Annotated in this window: 13 protein-coding genes and 1 pseudogene; 13 read left to right on the top strand and 1 reads right to left on the bottom strand. The window is 66.3% G+C overall.

The genetic code is table 11. From position 1 onward, the window contains the following. The first annotated feature begins 4 nt into the window (after window positions 1–4). The 11 genes and pseudogenes from nuoN (at window position 5) to AC07R7_RS15955 (ending at window position 10,221) form a co-directional block, all read left to right on the top strand. Window positions 5–1,450, top strand: coding sequence for an NADH-quinone oxidoreductase subunit NuoN (gene nuoN, locus AC07R7_RS16005; protein ID WP_494635846.1), 1,446 nt, complete (start codon window positions 5–7; stop codon window positions 1,448–1,450). A gap of 1 nt (window position 1,451) precedes the next feature. Beyond that, window positions 1,452–2,207: a biotin--[acetyl-CoA-carboxylase] ligase gene (locus AC07R7_RS16000; RefSeq protein WP_494635875.1), complete on the top strand. Its 756-nt coding sequence runs from the start codon at window positions 1,452–1,454 to the stop codon at window positions 2,205–2,207. Further along, complete coding sequence (locus AC07R7_RS15995) at window positions 2,204–2,989, top strand: type III pantothenate kinase (RefSeq protein WP_492838575.1); 786 nt, start codon at window positions 2,204–2,206, stop codon at window positions 2,987–2,989. Before AC07R7_RS16000 ends, AC07R7_RS15995 begins: the two co-directional genes overlap by 4 nt. Then, complete coding sequence (locus tag AC07R7_RS15990) at window positions 2,989–4,668, top strand: ribonuclease J (RefSeq protein WP_494635844.1); 1,680 nt, start codon at window positions 2,989–2,991, stop codon at window positions 4,666–4,668. Before AC07R7_RS15995 ends, AC07R7_RS15990 begins: the two co-directional genes overlap by 1 nt. A gap of 32 nt (window positions 4,669–4,700) precedes the next feature. Continuing rightward, window positions 4,701–5,909, top strand: a complete 1,209-nt coding sequence (locus AC07R7_RS15985; RefSeq protein ID WP_494635843.1) for a radical SAM/SPASM domain-containing protein — start codon at window positions 4,701–4,703, stop codon at window positions 5,907–5,909. 9 nt (window positions 5,910–5,918) lie between these two features. Next, a complete protein-coding gene (mce, locus tag AC07R7_RS15980) occupies window positions 5,919–6,350 on the top strand; it encodes a methylmalonyl-CoA epimerase (protein WP_494635842.1) in 432 nt (143 codons plus the stop codon). Beyond that, window positions 6,350–6,604 (top strand): DUF1467 family protein, encoded by a 255-nt coding sequence (locus tag AC07R7_RS15975; RefSeq protein ID WP_494635841.1) that lies wholly within the window; start codon window positions 6,350–6,352, stop codon window positions 6,602–6,604. Before mce ends, AC07R7_RS15975 begins: the two co-directional genes overlap by 1 nt. A 42-nt stretch (window positions 6,605–6,646) precedes the next feature. After that, window positions 6,647–6,836: pseudogene (locus AC07R7_RS15970) on the top strand (hypothetical protein); the annotation flags it as partial. Window positions 6,837–6,933: 97 nt separating this feature from the next. Then, the gene (proS, locus tag AC07R7_RS15965; protein ID WP_494635840.1) at window positions 6,934–8,262 is read left to right on the top strand and encodes a proline--tRNA ligase; all 1,329 of its coding nucleotides are present in this window, start codon (window positions 6,934–6,936) and stop codon (window positions 8,260–8,262) included. Further along, window positions 8,262–9,542, top strand: coding sequence for a lipoprotein-releasing ABC transporter permease subunit (locus AC07R7_RS15960; RefSeq protein ID WP_494635839.1), 1,281 nt, complete (start codon window positions 8,262–8,264; stop codon window positions 9,540–9,542). Before proS ends, AC07R7_RS15960 begins: the two co-directional genes overlap by 1 nt. Further along, window positions 9,535–10,221, top strand: coding sequence for an ABC transporter ATP-binding protein (locus AC07R7_RS15955; protein ID WP_492838567.1), 687 nt, complete (start codon window positions 9,535–9,537; stop codon window positions 10,219–10,221). Before AC07R7_RS15960 ends, AC07R7_RS15955 begins: the two co-directional genes overlap by 8 nt. A 58-nt stretch (window positions 10,222–10,279) precedes the next feature. Here AC07R7_RS15955 and AC07R7_RS15950 read toward each other — a convergent pair whose 3' ends face one another. Beyond that, entirely contained in the window at window positions 10,280–11,239 is a 960-nt protein-coding gene (locus AC07R7_RS15950) for a nucleoside hydrolase (protein WP_494635874.1), read from the bottom strand. A 168-nt stretch (window positions 11,240–11,407) separates the two neighbouring features. Between AC07R7_RS15950 and sidA the strand changes: the two genes are divergently transcribed. Next, window positions 11,408–11,497, top strand: a complete 90-nt coding sequence (sidA, locus tag AC07R7_RS15945) for a cell division inhibitor SidA (protein ID WP_492838565.1) — start codon at window positions 11,408–11,410, stop codon at window positions 11,495–11,497. A 35-nt stretch (window positions 11,498–11,532) separates the two neighbouring features. Then, a complete protein-coding gene (gene dnaE, locus AC07R7_RS15940) occupies window positions 11,533–14,964 on the top strand; it encodes a DNA polymerase III subunit alpha (protein WP_494635838.1) in 3,432 nt (1,143 codons plus the stop codon). Window positions 14,965–15,014: the final 50 nt, after the last annotated feature.

Here is a 15,014-nt window from a genome sequence, read left to right as displayed (position 1 = left end):
GCCTATGACCTTTTCCGCCCACTTCACGCTCGTCCTGCCTGAGATCGTTCTCGCGATCGCGGCGCTCGTCCTGCTGGTCGCCGGCGCCTTCCGGGGCAAGGTCGGGGCCATCTTCACCCTTGCCGCCGTCGCGGCGCTGATCGCGGCCGCCGCCACGGCGGTGCTGGGTCCGCATGGCCGAGCCTTCGGCGGCGTCTACGCGGCCGACGCCGCGGCGACCTACGCCAAGGTGGCCATCTATCTCTCCAGCGCCATCGCCGTGGTGCTGGGCGACCGCTGGCTGGCCCAGCGTAACGACCAGAAGTTCGAATACGCCGTCCTGGTGATCCTGGCCGCGCTGGGCATGGGCGTGACCGCCTCGGCTGGCGACCTGATCAGCCTCTATGTCGGCGTCGAGCTGCAGTCCCTGGCCCTGTACGTGCTGGCCGCCATGCGCCGCGACGACGCCAAGTCGTCGGAAGCGGGCCTGAAGTATTTCGTGCTGGGCGCTCTGTCGTCGGGCCTGCTGCTGTACGGCAGCTCGCTGATCTACGGTTTCACCGGCTCGACCCACTTCAGCCAGATCGCCCTGGCCGCCGCCCACGGCGGCGCGCACGGCACGGGCCTGCTGTTCGGCCTGGTGTTCCTGATCTGCGGCCTGGCGTTCAAGGTCTCGGCGGCGCCGTTCCACATGTGGACCCCGGACGTCTATGAAGGCGCCCCGACCCCGGTCGTCGGCTTCTTCGCCGCCGCGCCGAAGCTGGCCGCCATGATGATGTTCGCCCGCGTGCTGGGCGACGCCTTCCCGGCCGCCGGCGACCAGTGGCGCCAGATCCTGGTGATCGCGGCCCTGCTGTCGATCTTCATCGGCGCCTTCGCGGGCCTGGCCCAGACCAACCTCAAGCGCCTGTGGGCCTATTCCTCGATCGCCAATGTCGGCTACGCCCTGCTGGGCGTCGCGGCGGGCGGCGAGGTCGGCCTGCATGCGATGCTGGTCTTCATGGTGCTCTACATGGTCGACGTCACGGGGTTCTTCGCCTGCCTGCAGGCGCTGAACCGCGACGGCAAGCCGATGGAGACGATCGAGGACATGGCCGGCCTGATCAAGGAACGTCCGGGCGTCGCCCTGGCCATGACGGCGTTCTCGTTGTCCGCCCTGGGCCTGCCGCCGTTCTCGGGTTTCTGGTCGAAGTATTACGTCTTCAAGGCCGCCCTGGGCGCGGGCGACGTGGCCCTGCAATGGGCCGCCGTCCTGGGTCTGGTCGGCTCGGTTGTCGCGGCGTTCTATTACCTGCGACTGATCAAATCGATCTGGTTCGACGCCTCGGCGGGGGCGACCGACGCACCGTCGCCCTCGGCGCGCGCCGTCGGCATCGCGGCCGCGTTCTTCTCGTTCCCGATCGTGCTCGTGGCCCTGGTCTGGCTGGATCCCGCCGCCAAGGCCGCCGCGGCCGCCTTTGGTCACGCGTGACGTGACGGGCGGTCCGCCCGTCGTCGTCCCACCCATCGTCGTTCTCGATGAGATCGACTCCACCAACGCCGAAGCCCGTCGCCGGGCCGAGGCTGGCGAGGCCGGTCCCGTGTGGCTGGTCGGCCTCCGCCAGACCGCCGGCCACGGGCGTCGCGGTCGGGCCTGGGAAACGGGCGAGGGCAACCTCGCCGCCACCCTGCTTCTGCGTACCGACAAGCCGCCGGCCGAGGCCGCCCAGGTCTCGTTCGTCGTCGCCCTGGCCGTGGCCGACATGCTGGGCCAGTACGTGCCGGCCTCCCTGGTCAGCCTGAAGTGGCCCAACGACCCGCTGCTGGGCGGACTGAAGGTCAGCGGCATACTGATCGAGTCGGGCGCCTCGCCCTTGGGCGGCCTTTGGCTGGCCGTCGGCGTCGGGGTCAACCTGGCGCGCAAGCCGACCAACAGCGAACGACCCGCCACCTCGATCGCCAGCCATCGCGACATTCCGCCGCCGGGCGCCCCCGAGGCCGCCCAGGCCCTGGCCGAGGCGTTCGAGCGCTGGTTCCGTGTCTGGACCTCGCTGGGCTTTCCCGCGATCGCCGACGCCTGGACGGCGCGCGCCCATGGCCTGGGCGAGCCTTGCGTCGCGCGCCTGGGAACCGAGACGGTCGAAGGGATCGCCGAGGGCCTGGACGGCGACGGAGCTCTGCGGCTTCGTCTGGATGACGGCCGTGTCCGCAGGATCACCGCCGGCGATGTATTCTTCGGAGGCGCGTGATGCTTCTCGCCATTGAACAGGGCAACACCAACACCATGTTCGCCATTCACGACGGCGCGTCGTGGTTGGCTCAGTGGCGCGCGGCCACCGAGAGCACCCGCACCGCCGACGAGTACGTGGTGTGGCTCTCGCAGCTGCTGTCGATGCAGGGCATCGGCTTCCGCGCCATCGACGCGGTGATCATCTCCAGCGTCGTGCCGCAGTCGATCTTCAACCTGCGCAACCTCAGCCGGCGCTACCTCAACGTCGAGCCGCTGGTGATCGGCGAGAACGCCCGGCTGGGCATCGATGTCCGCATCGAGAAGCCCTCCGAGGCCGGCGCCGACCGCCTGGTCAACGCCATCGGCGCGCACATGGTCTATCCGGGCCCGCTGATCGTGATCGACAGCGGCACCGCCACCACCTTCGACATCGTGGCCGCCGACGGCGCGTTCGAGGGCGGGATCATCTCGCCGGGCATCAATCTTTCGATGCAAGCCCTGCACGAGGCGGCGGCCAAGCTGCCTCGGATCGCCATTCAGCGGCCGGCTGGTAACAGGATCGTGGGCACCGATACGGTGTCGGCCATGCAATCGGGCGTCTTCTGGGGGTATATCTCTCTGATCGAAGGGCTCGTCTCGCGTATCAAGGCTGAGCGCGGCGAGCCCATGACCGTTATCGCCACCGGCGGCGTCGCCTCGTTGTTCGAGGGCGCCACCGACAGCATCGACCACTTCGACTCCGACCTGACGATACGGGGTCTTCTCGAAATCTATCGTCGAAACACCATTTCCGAGACCTGATGAAAAAATCCAAGAGCGACGAGCTCGTCTTCCTGCCGCTGGGCGGGTCGAACGAGATCGGCATGAACTTCAACCTGTACGGCTTCGGGCCGGCGCACGATCGCAAGTGGATCGTCGTCGACCTGGGCGTGACCTTTGGCGACCAGACGACGCCGGGCGTCGAGATCATTCTGCCCGATCCGTCCTATATCGAGCCCTACGCCAAGGACATCATCGGCATCGTCCTGACCCACGCCCACGAAGACCACCTGGGCGCGGTGCACTGGCTGTGGCCGCGCCTGAAGGCGCCGGTCTACGCCACGCCGTTCACCGCCTTTCTGCTGCGCGAAAAGCTGCGGGACGCGGGCATCCTGGACGACGTGCCGATCACCGAGGTGCCGCTGGGCGGCAAGTTCTCGCTCGGCCCGTTCGACCTGGAACTGATCACCCTGACGCACTCGATCCCCGAGCCGAACGGCCTTGCGATCAAGACGCCGCTGGGCACGATACTGCACACCGGCGACTGGAAGATCGATCCCGAGCCGCAGCTTGGCGCGCCGACCGATGACGCCGCCCTACGCCGCCTTGGCGACGAGGGCGTGCTGGCCATGGTCTGCGACAGCACCAACGTCTTTGTCGAAGGCTCGGCGGGATCGGAAGCCGATGTCCGCGAGGCGCTGGGCAACCTGATCCAGAGCTTGTCGGGCAAGATCGCCGTGGCCTGCTTCGCCTCGAACGTGGCGCGCATGGACACCGTGATCCGCGCCGCCCAGGCCTGCGGCCGCAAGGTCAGCCTCGCTGGCCGCTCGATGCACCGCATGGCCGCCGCCGCGCGGTCGGTGGGGCTGCTTCAGGGGCTCGAGCCTTTCATCAACGACGATCAGGCCAAGCACCTGCCCGAGAACGAGGTCCTGTTCCTCTGCACCGGCAGCCAGGGCGAGGCTCGCGCCGCGCTGTCGCGCATCGCCGACGGCAGCCACCCGCACGTGAAGCTGGGGCAGGGCGACCATGTGATCTTCTCCTCAAGGGTCATCCCTGGCAATGAGATCCCGATCCGCAACCTCCAGAACAAGCTGGCCGACCGAGGCGTGCGCCTGCACACCGAGCGCGACACGCCGGGCATCCACGTGTCGGGTCACCCGTGCCGTGAAGAGCTGCGCCAGATGTACGCCTGGGTCCGTCCAACGATCGCGGTGCCGACCCATGGCGAGCGCCGTCACCTGATCGAGCACGCCGCCTTCGCCAAGGACCTGCAGGTCCCGCACGCCATCTCGCCGCGCAACGGCGACATGGTGCGCCTGGCGCCGGGGCATCCGGAGATCATCGACGAGGTGCCGGCCGGGCGCCTGTATGTCGACGGCGGCGTGGTCACGCCCGAGAACGGCGACGCCCTGCGCGAGCGCCGTCATGCTGCGTTCAACGGGATGCTGGTGGTGTCGATCGTCCTGGACGGTCGCAACAAGATCGTCTCGGGTCCGCAAGTGCGCGGCATCGGCTTGGCCGGCGACGAAGAGTATTCGCTGGACGACGCGCTCGACGATCTCGCCGAGGAGGCCGAGACCGCCTACAAGAAGCTGGCGGGCGATACCCGCGAGCAGGACGAAGCGATCGAAAGCGCCATCTCCCGCGCCGTGAAGAAGGCCGCGTTCCGGATCTGGGAACGCAAGCCGGTCGTGGAAACGACGGTCCTGCGCCTGTGATTTTCCGTCGTAGCCGTTCCGCCGAGCCCAGGATGTCGGCTTCGCCGACCTCGGGCGCCGGCGAGAATGGCTACGCGGTCCAGATCGTCCGCCACCTCTACCAGGATCTGCTCAGGCGCGAGCCGGATCCCGACGCCCTGGCCGCCTGCGTGGCCTGGATGGAGCGTGGTGCGACGATCGAGGACATCAAGACCGAGATCATCGGTTCGCCGGAATATCGCGAGCGTGTCTCGGGGCATCCGATCGCCAAGTTCCCGGCCATCTACCGTCCGGAGCGGATCTCGTACTTCACCCACAGGGGCCGCTTCCGTCCGCTGGCGATCAGCATCGAGACGGTCAATATCTGCAACAACGACTGCGTGATCTGCCCGTACTCGATCCAGACCCGCAAGAAGCAGGGCATGGACATGGCGGTGTTCGCCAAGGTGGTGGCCGACTACGCGGCGCTGGGCGGCGGTCCGGTCACCCTGACGCCGATGGTCGGCGAGGTGCTGCTGGACAAGCAGCTTCTCGAACGCCTGAAGCTGCTGCGCGCGACGCCGGCGATCTCCCGCGTCTCGGCGATCACCAACGCCACCATGGCCTATCTCTATACGGACGAAGAGCTGGCCGAGCTGGCCGGCTATTTCGACCGCATCACGGTGTCGGTCTACGGCCTGGACGCCGAAGAATTCGCGCTGATGACCCGCAAGGACCAGTACGATCAGTTCATGGACTCGCTGGGCCGGCTGATCCGCATTTTCGGCGTCGGCAAGGTGGGGTTGGGCGCGCGGCACCTGCGGGAGCGCACGACCGACGAGATCGACGCCTGGCTGGCCGATGTCGCCCAGCGCGCAGGCATCGAACCGGGCCAGCTGTCGCTGCCCGGCACGCGGACCTACGCCAACTGGACGGTGTTCGATACGTCCAAGCCGTTGCCGCTGGACGCCGAGTGGATGCCGCCGCGGCGCAACACCGAGCAGTGCGCGCTGCCGCTGATCAGCCTGCAGGTGCTGTCGAGCGGCAAGGTGTCATTCTGCGGTTGCGCCGACTTCGACGGCAAGACGGCCCTGATGCTGGGCGATATTCGCGAGGCCAGCCTGGCCGAACTGCTGGGCTCGGAACGGGTCAAGGCGCTCTGGGATTGGCAGGGTTGCGGCGTTCCCGAGCCCTGCAAGGGCTGCAGCTTCTACATGCCCATCAGCCAATTGAACGATCTGCACTCGGCTTTCAGCGATCCGATTGGTACCTTCGGCGGCTAGGAGAATAACATGATCGGCAAGCTCAACCACGTGGGCGTCGCGACGCCCTCGATCGACGACTCGGTGAAGATGTACCGCGACCTCCTGGGCGCCACCTCGGTGACCGAGAAGTGGGCGATGCCGGAGCAGGGGGTCTGGGTCTGCTTCGTCAACCTGCCCAACAGTCAGATCGAGCTGATCGAGCCCTATGGCGAGAACTCGCCGATCCATGGCTTCCTGGCCAAGAACCCCAAAGGCGGCCAACATCACATCTGCTTCGAGGTCGAGAACATCTACGAAGCACGCGACGATCTGGTGGCCAAGGGCGCGACCGTGCTGGGCGAGCCCCGCATCGGCGCCCACGGCACGCCGGTCATCTTCGTCCACCCCCGGGACATGGGCGGCCTGCTGGTCGAGCTTATGGAAACGCCCCAAAACACTGCTGGTAAGGATGCTCACTGATGAGCCCGATCACCTGGTTCGCCATCTACTTGACCATCTGGTGGACGGTGCTGTTCGCCGTCCTGCCGCTGGGCTCGCGCAGCTACCACGAGGCCGGCCTCAAGACGCCGGGCGGGGGCGATCCGGGCGCGCCGATCAATCCGAACCTGAAGCGCAAGTTCATCACCACGACCTGGGTCTCGGCCGTCGTCTTCGTGCTGTTCTTCCTGATCGTGCGCTTCAACCTGGTCACGCTGCCGGATCTTCCGCGATAAGGCCGGCGTGCGAATGCACAAGCCTTGGGCGCGAGGTGAGCAATCTGCCCTCGAACGCCCAAGTCTTGGGCGAACGGTCTCATTGTGAGCGCTTCCCTCGCATGGCCGTGCCCCAACAGATGTTTGGTTGGTAAGGTGACTTCAGGAGATCGGCCTTGCCGGTCTCGCTCTGTGGCGTCTTCCCCGACGATGACTTGATAGGCCGCGCGGCGATCCGCGCGGCCTCTCTTTTATTCGCGTCGGGAGCCATACTTTAGTCACGCGCGTTGCCAAGCTGTCGGACGAGAGGCTATCTCAGGCCTCCTTGAATTCCCGGAGTTTCCACGCGCATGCGCTTGTCGCGCTATTTCCTGCCGGTGCTGAAGGAAGCACCGTCCGACGCCCAGATCGTTTCGCACCAGCTGATGCTTCGCGCCGGCATGATCCGCCAGGAAGCGGCGGGCATCTATGCCTGGCTGCCGCTGGGTTTCCGCGTGCTGAAGAAGATCGAACAGATCGTCCGCGAGGAAATGGATCGCGCCGGCGCCATCGAGCTGCTGATGCCGACGCTGCAGCTGGCCGACCTGTGGCGCGAGTCGGGCCGCTATGACGCCTATGGCCCGGAGATGCTGCGCATCACCGACCGCCACGAGCGCGAACTGCTGTACGGGCCCACCAACGAGGAAATGATCACCGAGATCTTCCGCGGTTCGGTGCGCAGCTACCGTGACCTGCCCAAGAATCTCTACCACGTGCAGTGGAAGTTCCGCGACGAGACCCGCCCGCGCTTCGGCGTGATGCGCGGTCGCGAGTTCCTGATGAAGGACGCCTACAGCTTCGACCTCGACGCCGAGGGCGCGCGCAAGGCCTACAACCGCATGTTCGTGGCCTATCTGAACCTGTTCGAGCGCATGGGCCTGAAGGCGGTTCCGATGCGCGCCGACACCGGTCCGATCGGCGGCGACCTCAGCCACGAGTTCATCGTCCTGGCCGAGACGGGCGAAAGCGCCGTCTTCTGTCACAAGGACCTGGTCGAGATGCCGGCGCCTGGTCCGGATGTCGACTGGTACGGCGACCTGCAGCCTCTGGTGAACCAGCGCACGGCGCTTTACGCCGCGACCGAGGAAATGCATGACGAAGCCGCCTTCGGCGCGCTGCCGGAAGGCGACCGCCTGTCGGCGCGCGGCATCGAGGTCGGCCACATCTTCTCGTTCGGGACCAAGTATTCCGAGCCGATGAAGGCCGTGGTCACCGGTCCCGACGGCAAGGACGTGCCGGTGCAGATGGGCAGCTACGGCGTGGGGGTCTCGCGCCTGCTGGGCGCGATCATCGAGGCCAGCCACGACGAGGCCGGCATCATCTGGCCGGAAAGCGTCGCGCCGTTCCATGTCGGTATCGTCAACATGCGCCAGGGCGACGCGGCCTGCGACGCGGCCTGCGAGACGGCCTATGCCGCGCTCAAGGCCGCCGGCAAGGACGTGCTGTACGACGACACCGACGCCCGCGGCGGCGCCAAGTTCGCCACCATGGACCTGATCGGCCTGCCCTGGCAGCTGATCATCGGCCCCAAGGGCATCGCCGAGGGCGTGGTCGAGATCAAGAACCGCAAGACCGGCGAGCGCCACACCGCCTCGCTGGACTCGGTCATCGAGGGCCTGACCAAGAGCAAGACCGCCTGATGCCAGACGTCCGCGCCGCCGGCCCCTTCAGTCGCTGGGAGCGCTCCGTCGCTCGCCGGTATCTGTTCGCTAAACGCAAGAACGGCGGCGTGGCGCTCATCGCGGTCATATCGTTCTGCGCGGTGATGCTGGCGGTCTTCGCCCTCATCACCGTGATGAGCGTCATGAACGGCTTCCGGGCCGAGCTCCTGGGCCGGATCGTCGGCTTCAACGGCCACCTCTACGCCCAGTCGCCGCTGATCAACGGCCCGGACCGCGACACCATCATCCGTCGCATCAAGGCCGCGCCGGGCGTGATCCAGGCCGCGCCGATGGTCGAGGCCCAGGCCATGGTCATCGGCCCGACCCAGGTGACCGGCGCCATCGTGCGTGGGGTGACGCCCAATGACCTGCGGCATATGTCGCTGATCTCCAGCAACATCAAGAAAGGCTCGCTGCAGGGCTTCGGCCAGGGCGAGTACGGCGGCGACATCGTCCTGATCGGCGATCGCATGGCCCAGACCCTGGGCGTGCAGCCGGGCGATCCGATCACCCTGATCTCGCCGACGGGACCGGCCACGGCGTTCGGCACCTCGACCCGCGAAAAAAACTACATTGTCGGCGGCCTGTTCAGCGTCGGCATGAGCCAGTTCGACGAGGCCTTCATCTATATGCCGCTGGAGCAGGCCCAACTGTTCTTCGGTCGCGACACCTCGGTCGACTATGTCGAGATCAAGGTCGACGACCCCGACAAGGCCAAGGAATACAAGCATGATGTCGAGGTCGCCTCCGGCCCCGGCGCTCTGGTGACCGACTGGCAGGACAAGAACCACAGCTACTTCACCGCCCTCCAGGTCGAGCGGAAGGTGATGCGATTGATCCTGTTCTGCATTGTCGCCATCGCCACCCTGAACATCATCTCCAGCCTCGTCATGCTGGTGAAGAACAAGGGCAAGGACATCGCCATCCTGCGCACCATGGGCGCCAGCCAGGGCGCGGTGCTGCGCATCTTCGTCATGGCCGGCGCCTCGATCGGCGTGGCCGGCACCCTGTGCGGCCTGGCCCTGGGCGTGGTGTTCTGCGCCTACATCACCCCGATCCAGAACTTCGTGGAGTGGGTCACCGGCACGGCCGTGTTCAGCGCCGACGTCTACATGCTCTCGCACATTCCGGCCAAGATCGACTGGACCGAGGTGGGCGGCATCGTCGCGCTGTCGGCCCTGATGAGCATCCTGGCGACGCTGCCGCCAGCCATGCGCGCCTCGCGCCTCGATCCGGTGGAGGCGCTTCGCTATGAGTGATCCAATCCTGGCCCTGCGCGGGGTCGAGCGCGTCTACAAGACCGAGGCCGGTGATCTGCCAGTGCTGCGCGGCGTCGACATCGACGTCTATCCGGGCGAGGTGGTCGGGCTGATCGGTCCCTCGGGTTCGGGCAAGTCGTCGCTGTTGCACTCGGCGGGCCTGCTGGAGCACCCCGACGCGGGGCTCGTGGCCCTGGAAGGCCGTGACTGCTCCAAGCTGTCCGAGCGCGCCCGCACCCGTATTCGCCTGGGCACGGTCGGCTTCGTCTATCAGTTCCACCATCTGCTGCCCGAGTTCTCGGCCCTCGAGAACGTGGCCATGCCGCTCAACATCGCCGGCAAGAGTCGTCGCGAAGCCGAGGCGCGCGCCAAGGATCTGTTGGAGGGCCTGGGCCTGGGTCCACGCATGAACCACCAGCCGGCCCAGATGTCCGGCGGCGAACAGCAGCGCGTGGCCATCGCCCGCGCCCTGGCCAACCGTCCCAAGCTGCTGCTGGCCGACGAGCCGACCGGCAACCTCGATCCGGCGACGTCGGCGACGGTGTTCCAGGCCCTGTACCAGACCTGCCGCCAGCAAGGCGTGGCGGCTCTGATCGCCACGCATAACATGGAGCTGGCCCGCTACATGGACCGCGTTCTCGCCCTCAAGGACGGCCACCTGGAAGCGCAGCGGTTCTAGCCAGCACGCGCGTCGCCATCCGGTCGCCGAAAACAGGGCCGAACCACCCGCGACGCGGTTAAAGCAGTGCGCTCTTCATGGCCGCGAAGAAGCCGTCCCGGTCGATCTTCTTGATGACCCTGGCATTGGGTTGTCGCCGTTTCAGAGCTGGATCGGCGATCTCGATATCGGGCAGGATCGAGTGTGAGACGCTCAGGTAGCCGCGTGTCAGTTCGCCCTGGATCTCGACATCGACCACGCAGTCCTCGGCCTCCAGGATCAGGTTTTCATCAAGCGCGATGGCGCAGGTCATGGCGTCTGGGTGCAGGCTGCCGTCCAGCCCCTCCGTTTCCCGGGCGAAGGCGAGGGAGGCGCGGTTCACGTCGGTGAAGAACCCGGCCTTGCCAGTACCCAAGGCTTCTAGCTCCGCTAGCTGCGCCGTGGTCCACAGGCCGTCCCGCAGGGTGAGGGTCCAGGTGGCGATCGACAGGTTGAAGCCGGCGTTGACGACGATCTTGGCGGCCTCAGGATCGACATAGAAATTGTACTCGGCCGCCGGCGTGACATTGCCGACGCCATTGTCCGTGCCGCCCATGACCCAGAGGTGTTTCACGGCCTTGGCGATGCGCGGCTCGCGCAGATAGGCCAGCGCGATGTTGGTCAGCGGCGCCTGGGCGATCAGGGTGATCTCGCCGGGCGCGTCCATGATCCGCCGGACCAGTTCGTCGACCGCGTGCCCTTCGGCGGGGCGCTGGGCGGCCCTGGCGAAGCCGCTGTCGCTCATGCCGTCGTGGCCGAACACATAGGCGGCGTCGAGCGGCGCTCGCGTGAACGGCGTCTGGGCGCCAAGATAGACGGGGACCTCGCCGGCCTTGCCGCACCGCTCCAGCGTCACCAGCGCGTTCTCGGCATGCTGCTCGAAGCCGACATTGCCATGGGCGATCGTGATCGCCTCGACGGTCACGCCGAGGCGGGTGAGGGCCAGCATCAGCGAGAAGACGTCGTCGCCGGCGGTGTCGGTGTCGATGATCAGGCGCATGGCCTCGATCTGGACCGATCCGCTCGCCTTGACCATATCGAACATCGATGCGTTCGGCCGTGTGTCACAAGACGCGGGCCGGAAAAATGCGGTGGAACGTCGCGGAACATCTTGTGAACAGAACAAAAGCGGAATATGGAACAAAACAAGAAATCTGTGGAGGCTCCTATGATCCGTATCGCCCGTGAGTCTTTGGCCCTTGTGTCGGTCGTCAGCTTCGTCTGGATGATGTGTACGGTCGCCAATCTGGTGGCCTGAGTCGTATGACGACGGTCGTCTAGCGGAGGTTGGTCATGGCGGACGGGGAGGGACAGGGCTTCGTCCATCTGCGGGTTCGCTCGGCCTATTCGCTGCTGGAAGGGGCGATCAAGGCCGACCAGATCGGCAAGCTGGCCGCCGGGATCGGCATGCCGGCCGCGGCCATCGCGGATCGCGCCAATCTGTTCGGTGCGCTTGAATATTCGTCCTACGCCAAGGATGCGGGGGTCCAGCCGATCATCGGCTGCGCCATCCCGATCACCGGCATCGGCGGCGGTCCGACCGAACGCTGGGCCCGGGCCCCGACGATCGTGCTGCTGGCCCAGAACGAGCGGGGTTATCTCAACCTCTCGGAGCTGTCGTCGATCGCCTATCTCGACAGCGCCGAGTTGCCCGAGCCGATCGTGCCCTGGGCCAAGGTCATCGAACACAATGAAGGCCTGATCCTGCTGTCGGGCGGTACGGACGGTCCGGTGGACGCGCTGTTCGCGGCCGGCAAGTCGGCCGAGGCCTCGGCGGCCCTCGCCGAGATGCAGCGTGTTTTCGGCGACCGCTTCTATGTCGAGCTTCAGCGTCACGGTCTGCCCAAGCAGGCGGCGGCCGAGCCCGGGCTGGTCAACTGGGCCTACGAGCACGACGCGCCGCTGGTCGCCACCAACGACGTCTATTTCGCCAAGGAAAGCTTCTACGCCGCCCACGATGCCTTGTTGTGCATCTCGGACGGCTCGTTCGTCGGCCAGGATGAGCGCAGGCGTGTGACGCCCGAGCACTGGTTCAAGCCGGCGGCCGATATGCGCAAGCTGTTCTCCGACCTGCCGGAGGCCTGCGACAACACGCTCGATATCGCCCGCCGCTGCGCCTTCATGGTGCACAAACGCGACCCGATCCTGCCCAGCTTCCCGACCGGCGACGGTCGCAACGAGGCCGAGGAGTTGGAGCACCAGGCGCGGGAAGGCCTGAAGGCGCGCTTCGTGGGCCTGACCTTGTCGGCGCCCGAGGAGGAGTACTGGAAGCGGCTCGATTTCGAGCTCGACATCATCAAGAAGATGGGTTTCCCCGGCTACTTCCTGATCGTGTCGGACTTCATCAAGTGGGGTAAGGCGCACGGCATCCCGGTAGGCCCCGGGCGGGGCTCGGGCGCCGGGTCGCTGGTCGCCTGGGTGCTGACCATCACCGACCTCGATCCGTTGCGCTTCGGCCTGCTATTTGAACGCTTCCTCAATCCCGAACGGGTCTCCATGCCCGACTTCGACGTCGACTTCTGCCAGGAGCGGCGCGAAGAGGTGATCTCCTACGTGCAGGAGAAGTACGGTCGCGACCGTGTGGCCCAGATCATTACCTTCGGTTCGCTGCAGGCCCGCGCCGTGCTGCGCGACGTCGGCCGGGTGATGCAGCTGCCGCTGGGGCTGGTCGACCGTCTCTGCAAGATGGTGCCCAACAACCCGGCCGCGCCGGTGACCCTGGCCCAGGCGATCGACCTTGAGCCGCGCCTCAAGCAAGCCAAGAAGGAAGACGCCAACGTCTCGGCCTGTCTAGACGTGGCGCTGCAGTTGGAGGGGCTGTTCCGCAACGCCTCGACCCACGCCGCCGGCGTGGTGATCGGCGACCGCCCCCTGACTCAGCTGACCCCGCTTTACAAGGATCCGCGTTCGGACCTGCCCGCCACCCAGTTCAACATGAAGTGGGTCGAGAGCGCCGGCCTGGTGAAATTCGACTTCCTGGGCCTGAAGACCCTGACCGTGCTGGATCGCGCGGTGAAGCACCTGAAGAAGCGCGGCTTCGAGATCGATCTCGGAAAGTTGGCCTTCGACGACAGCAAGACCTACGAACTGCTCGCTTCGGGCCAGACGGTCGGCGTGTTCCAGCTTGAAAGCCAGGGCATGCGCGACACGCTGCGCAAGATGCGCTGCGGCTCGATCGAGGAGATCACCGCGCTGATCTCGCTCTATCGCCCAGGCCCGATGGACAACATCGACACCTTCGTCGACTGCAAGTTCGGCCGCAAACCCGTCGACACCCTGCACCCGTCGCTGGAGGCGGTGCTGAAGGAGACCTACGGCGTCATCGTCTACCAGGAACAGGTGATGCAGATCGCCCAGATCCTGGCCGGCTACAGCCTGGGCGAAGCCGATCTTCTGCGTCGCGCCATGGGCAAGAAGAAGAAAGAGGAGATGGATCTCCAGAAGATCCGTTTCGTCTCCGGCGCCAAGGAAAAGAACGTCCCCGAGGAGCAGTCGGGCTCGATCTTCGAACTGGTGGCCAAGTTCGCCGGCTACGGCTTCAACAAGTCGCACGCCGCCGCCTACGCCTTCATCTCGTATCAGACGGCCTGGCTGAAGGCGAACACGCCGGTCGAGTTCTTCGCCGCCTCGATGAGCCTCGATCTGTCGAACACCGACAAGTTGGCCGTCTTCCACCAGGACGCCCGCAAGTTCGACATCACGGTGCGAGCGCCGGACGTCAATGTCTCGGGCGCCGACTTCGAGGTCGAGAACGGCGAGGTGCTCTACGCCCTGGGCGCCATTCGCAACGTCGGTCTGGAGGCCATGAAGCATCTGGTGGCGATCCGCGAGGAGGGCGGACCATTCCGCGACATCTTCGATTTCGTCGAGCGGATCGATCCCAAGCAGGTCAACAAGCGCGCCATCGAAAACCTGGCCCGGGCCGGGGCCTTCGACCAGATCCACAAGAACCGCGCCCAGATCGTCGCATCGGCCGATGTGCTGATCGCCCATGCCCAAAGCTGTCACGCTGACCGCCAGGGCGGGCAGGGCGGCTTGTTCGGCTCGGACCCGGGCGCTGGGCGTCCGCGCCTCTCCAAGACCGAGAACTGGAACCAGGTCGACCTGCTGGACGAGGAGCTGTCGGCTGTCGGCTTCTACCTGACCGGCCACCCGCTGGAAGATGTGGTCGGCATGCTGCGTCGTCGCCGCACGTCGATGCTGACCGAGGCCATGGCGCAAGCCGAAGCCGGGATGGAGGCCCTGCGCATGTGCGGCGTCGTCCGTCGCCGCCAGGAACGGGCTTCGCAAAGCGGCGAGAAGTTCGCCTTCGTCTCGCTCTCGGACCCGACCGGCGAGTACGAGGTGCTGTTCCCGCCAGAATCCCTGCGCAAATGTCGCGACGTGCTGGAGCCGGGCAAGGCCGTGGTCATCAAGGTCCGCGCCAAGGCTCGCGACGGCGAGGTTCGCTTCTTCGGCGACGACGCCGAGCCGATCGAGAAGGCCATCGAAAACGTTGTGGCCGGCCTGCGCGTCCACCTGTCGCCATCGGCGACCGAGATCGAAGCGCTGAAGCGTCGCCTAGAGCCGGCGCAGGGGCAGAAAGGCGGAGAAGTGACCTTCGTCGCCGCTATCGGCGGGGGGCGCGAGATCGAACTGCGTCTGCCGGGGCGCTATACGCTGGATGCTGCTCTGCGCGGGGCGCTGAAGACCGCGCCCGGCGTGGCGCTGCTGGAGGATGTGTAGGAATAAATTCCTACTTCAGCTTGATGTTCCGGTTTCGGGTTGGAGGTCTC

It is taken from the genome of Caulobacter sp. GW821-FHT05F04 (genome assembly GCF_059419665.1).
This window is presented reverse-complemented; position numbering and strand designations above follow the sequence as displayed.

Bases quoted from the DNA above. Each gene is read 5' to 3' on its own strand.
- AC07R7_RS15990 (WP_494635844.1), top strand. From the start codon at position 2,989: ATGAAAAAATCCAAGAGCGACGAGCTCGTCTTCCTGCCGCTGGGCGGG.
- AC07R7_RS15955 (WP_492838567.1), top strand. From the start codon at position 9,535: ATGAGTGATCCAATCCTGGCCCTGCGCGGGGTCGAGCGCGTCTACAAG.
- sidA (WP_492838565.1), top strand. From the start codon at position 11,408: ATGATCCGTATCGCCCGTGAGTCTTTGGCCCTTGTGTCGGTCGTCAGC.
- dnaE (WP_494635838.1), top strand. From the start codon at position 11,533: ATGGCGGACGGGGAGGGACAGGGCTTCGTCCATCTGCGGGTTCGCTCG.
- mce (WP_494635842.1), top strand. From the start codon at position 5,919: ATGATCGGCAAGCTCAACCACGTGGGCGTCGCGACGCCCTCGATCGAC.
- nuoN (WP_494635846.1), top strand. From the start codon at position 5: ATGACCTTTTCCGCCCACTTCACGCTCGTCCTGCCTGAGATCGTTCTC.
- AC07R7_RS15950 (WP_494635874.1), bottom strand. From the start codon at position 11,239: ATGCGCCTGATCATCGACACCGACACCGCCGGCGACGACGTCTTCTCG.
- proS (WP_494635840.1), top strand. From the start codon at position 6,934: ATGCGCTTGTCGCGCTATTTCCTGCCGGTGCTGAAGGAAGCACCGTCC.
- AC07R7_RS15960 (WP_494635839.1), top strand. From the start codon at position 8,262: ATGCCAGACGTCCGCGCCGCCGGCCCCTTCAGTCGCTGGGAGCGCTCC.
- AC07R7_RS15975 (WP_494635841.1), top strand. From the start codon at position 6,350: ATGAGCCCGATCACCTGGTTCGCCATCTACTTGACCATCTGGTGGACG.
- AC07R7_RS15985 (WP_494635843.1), top strand. From the start codon at position 4,701: ATGTCGGCTTCGCCGACCTCGGGCGCCGGCGAGAATGGCTACGCGGTC.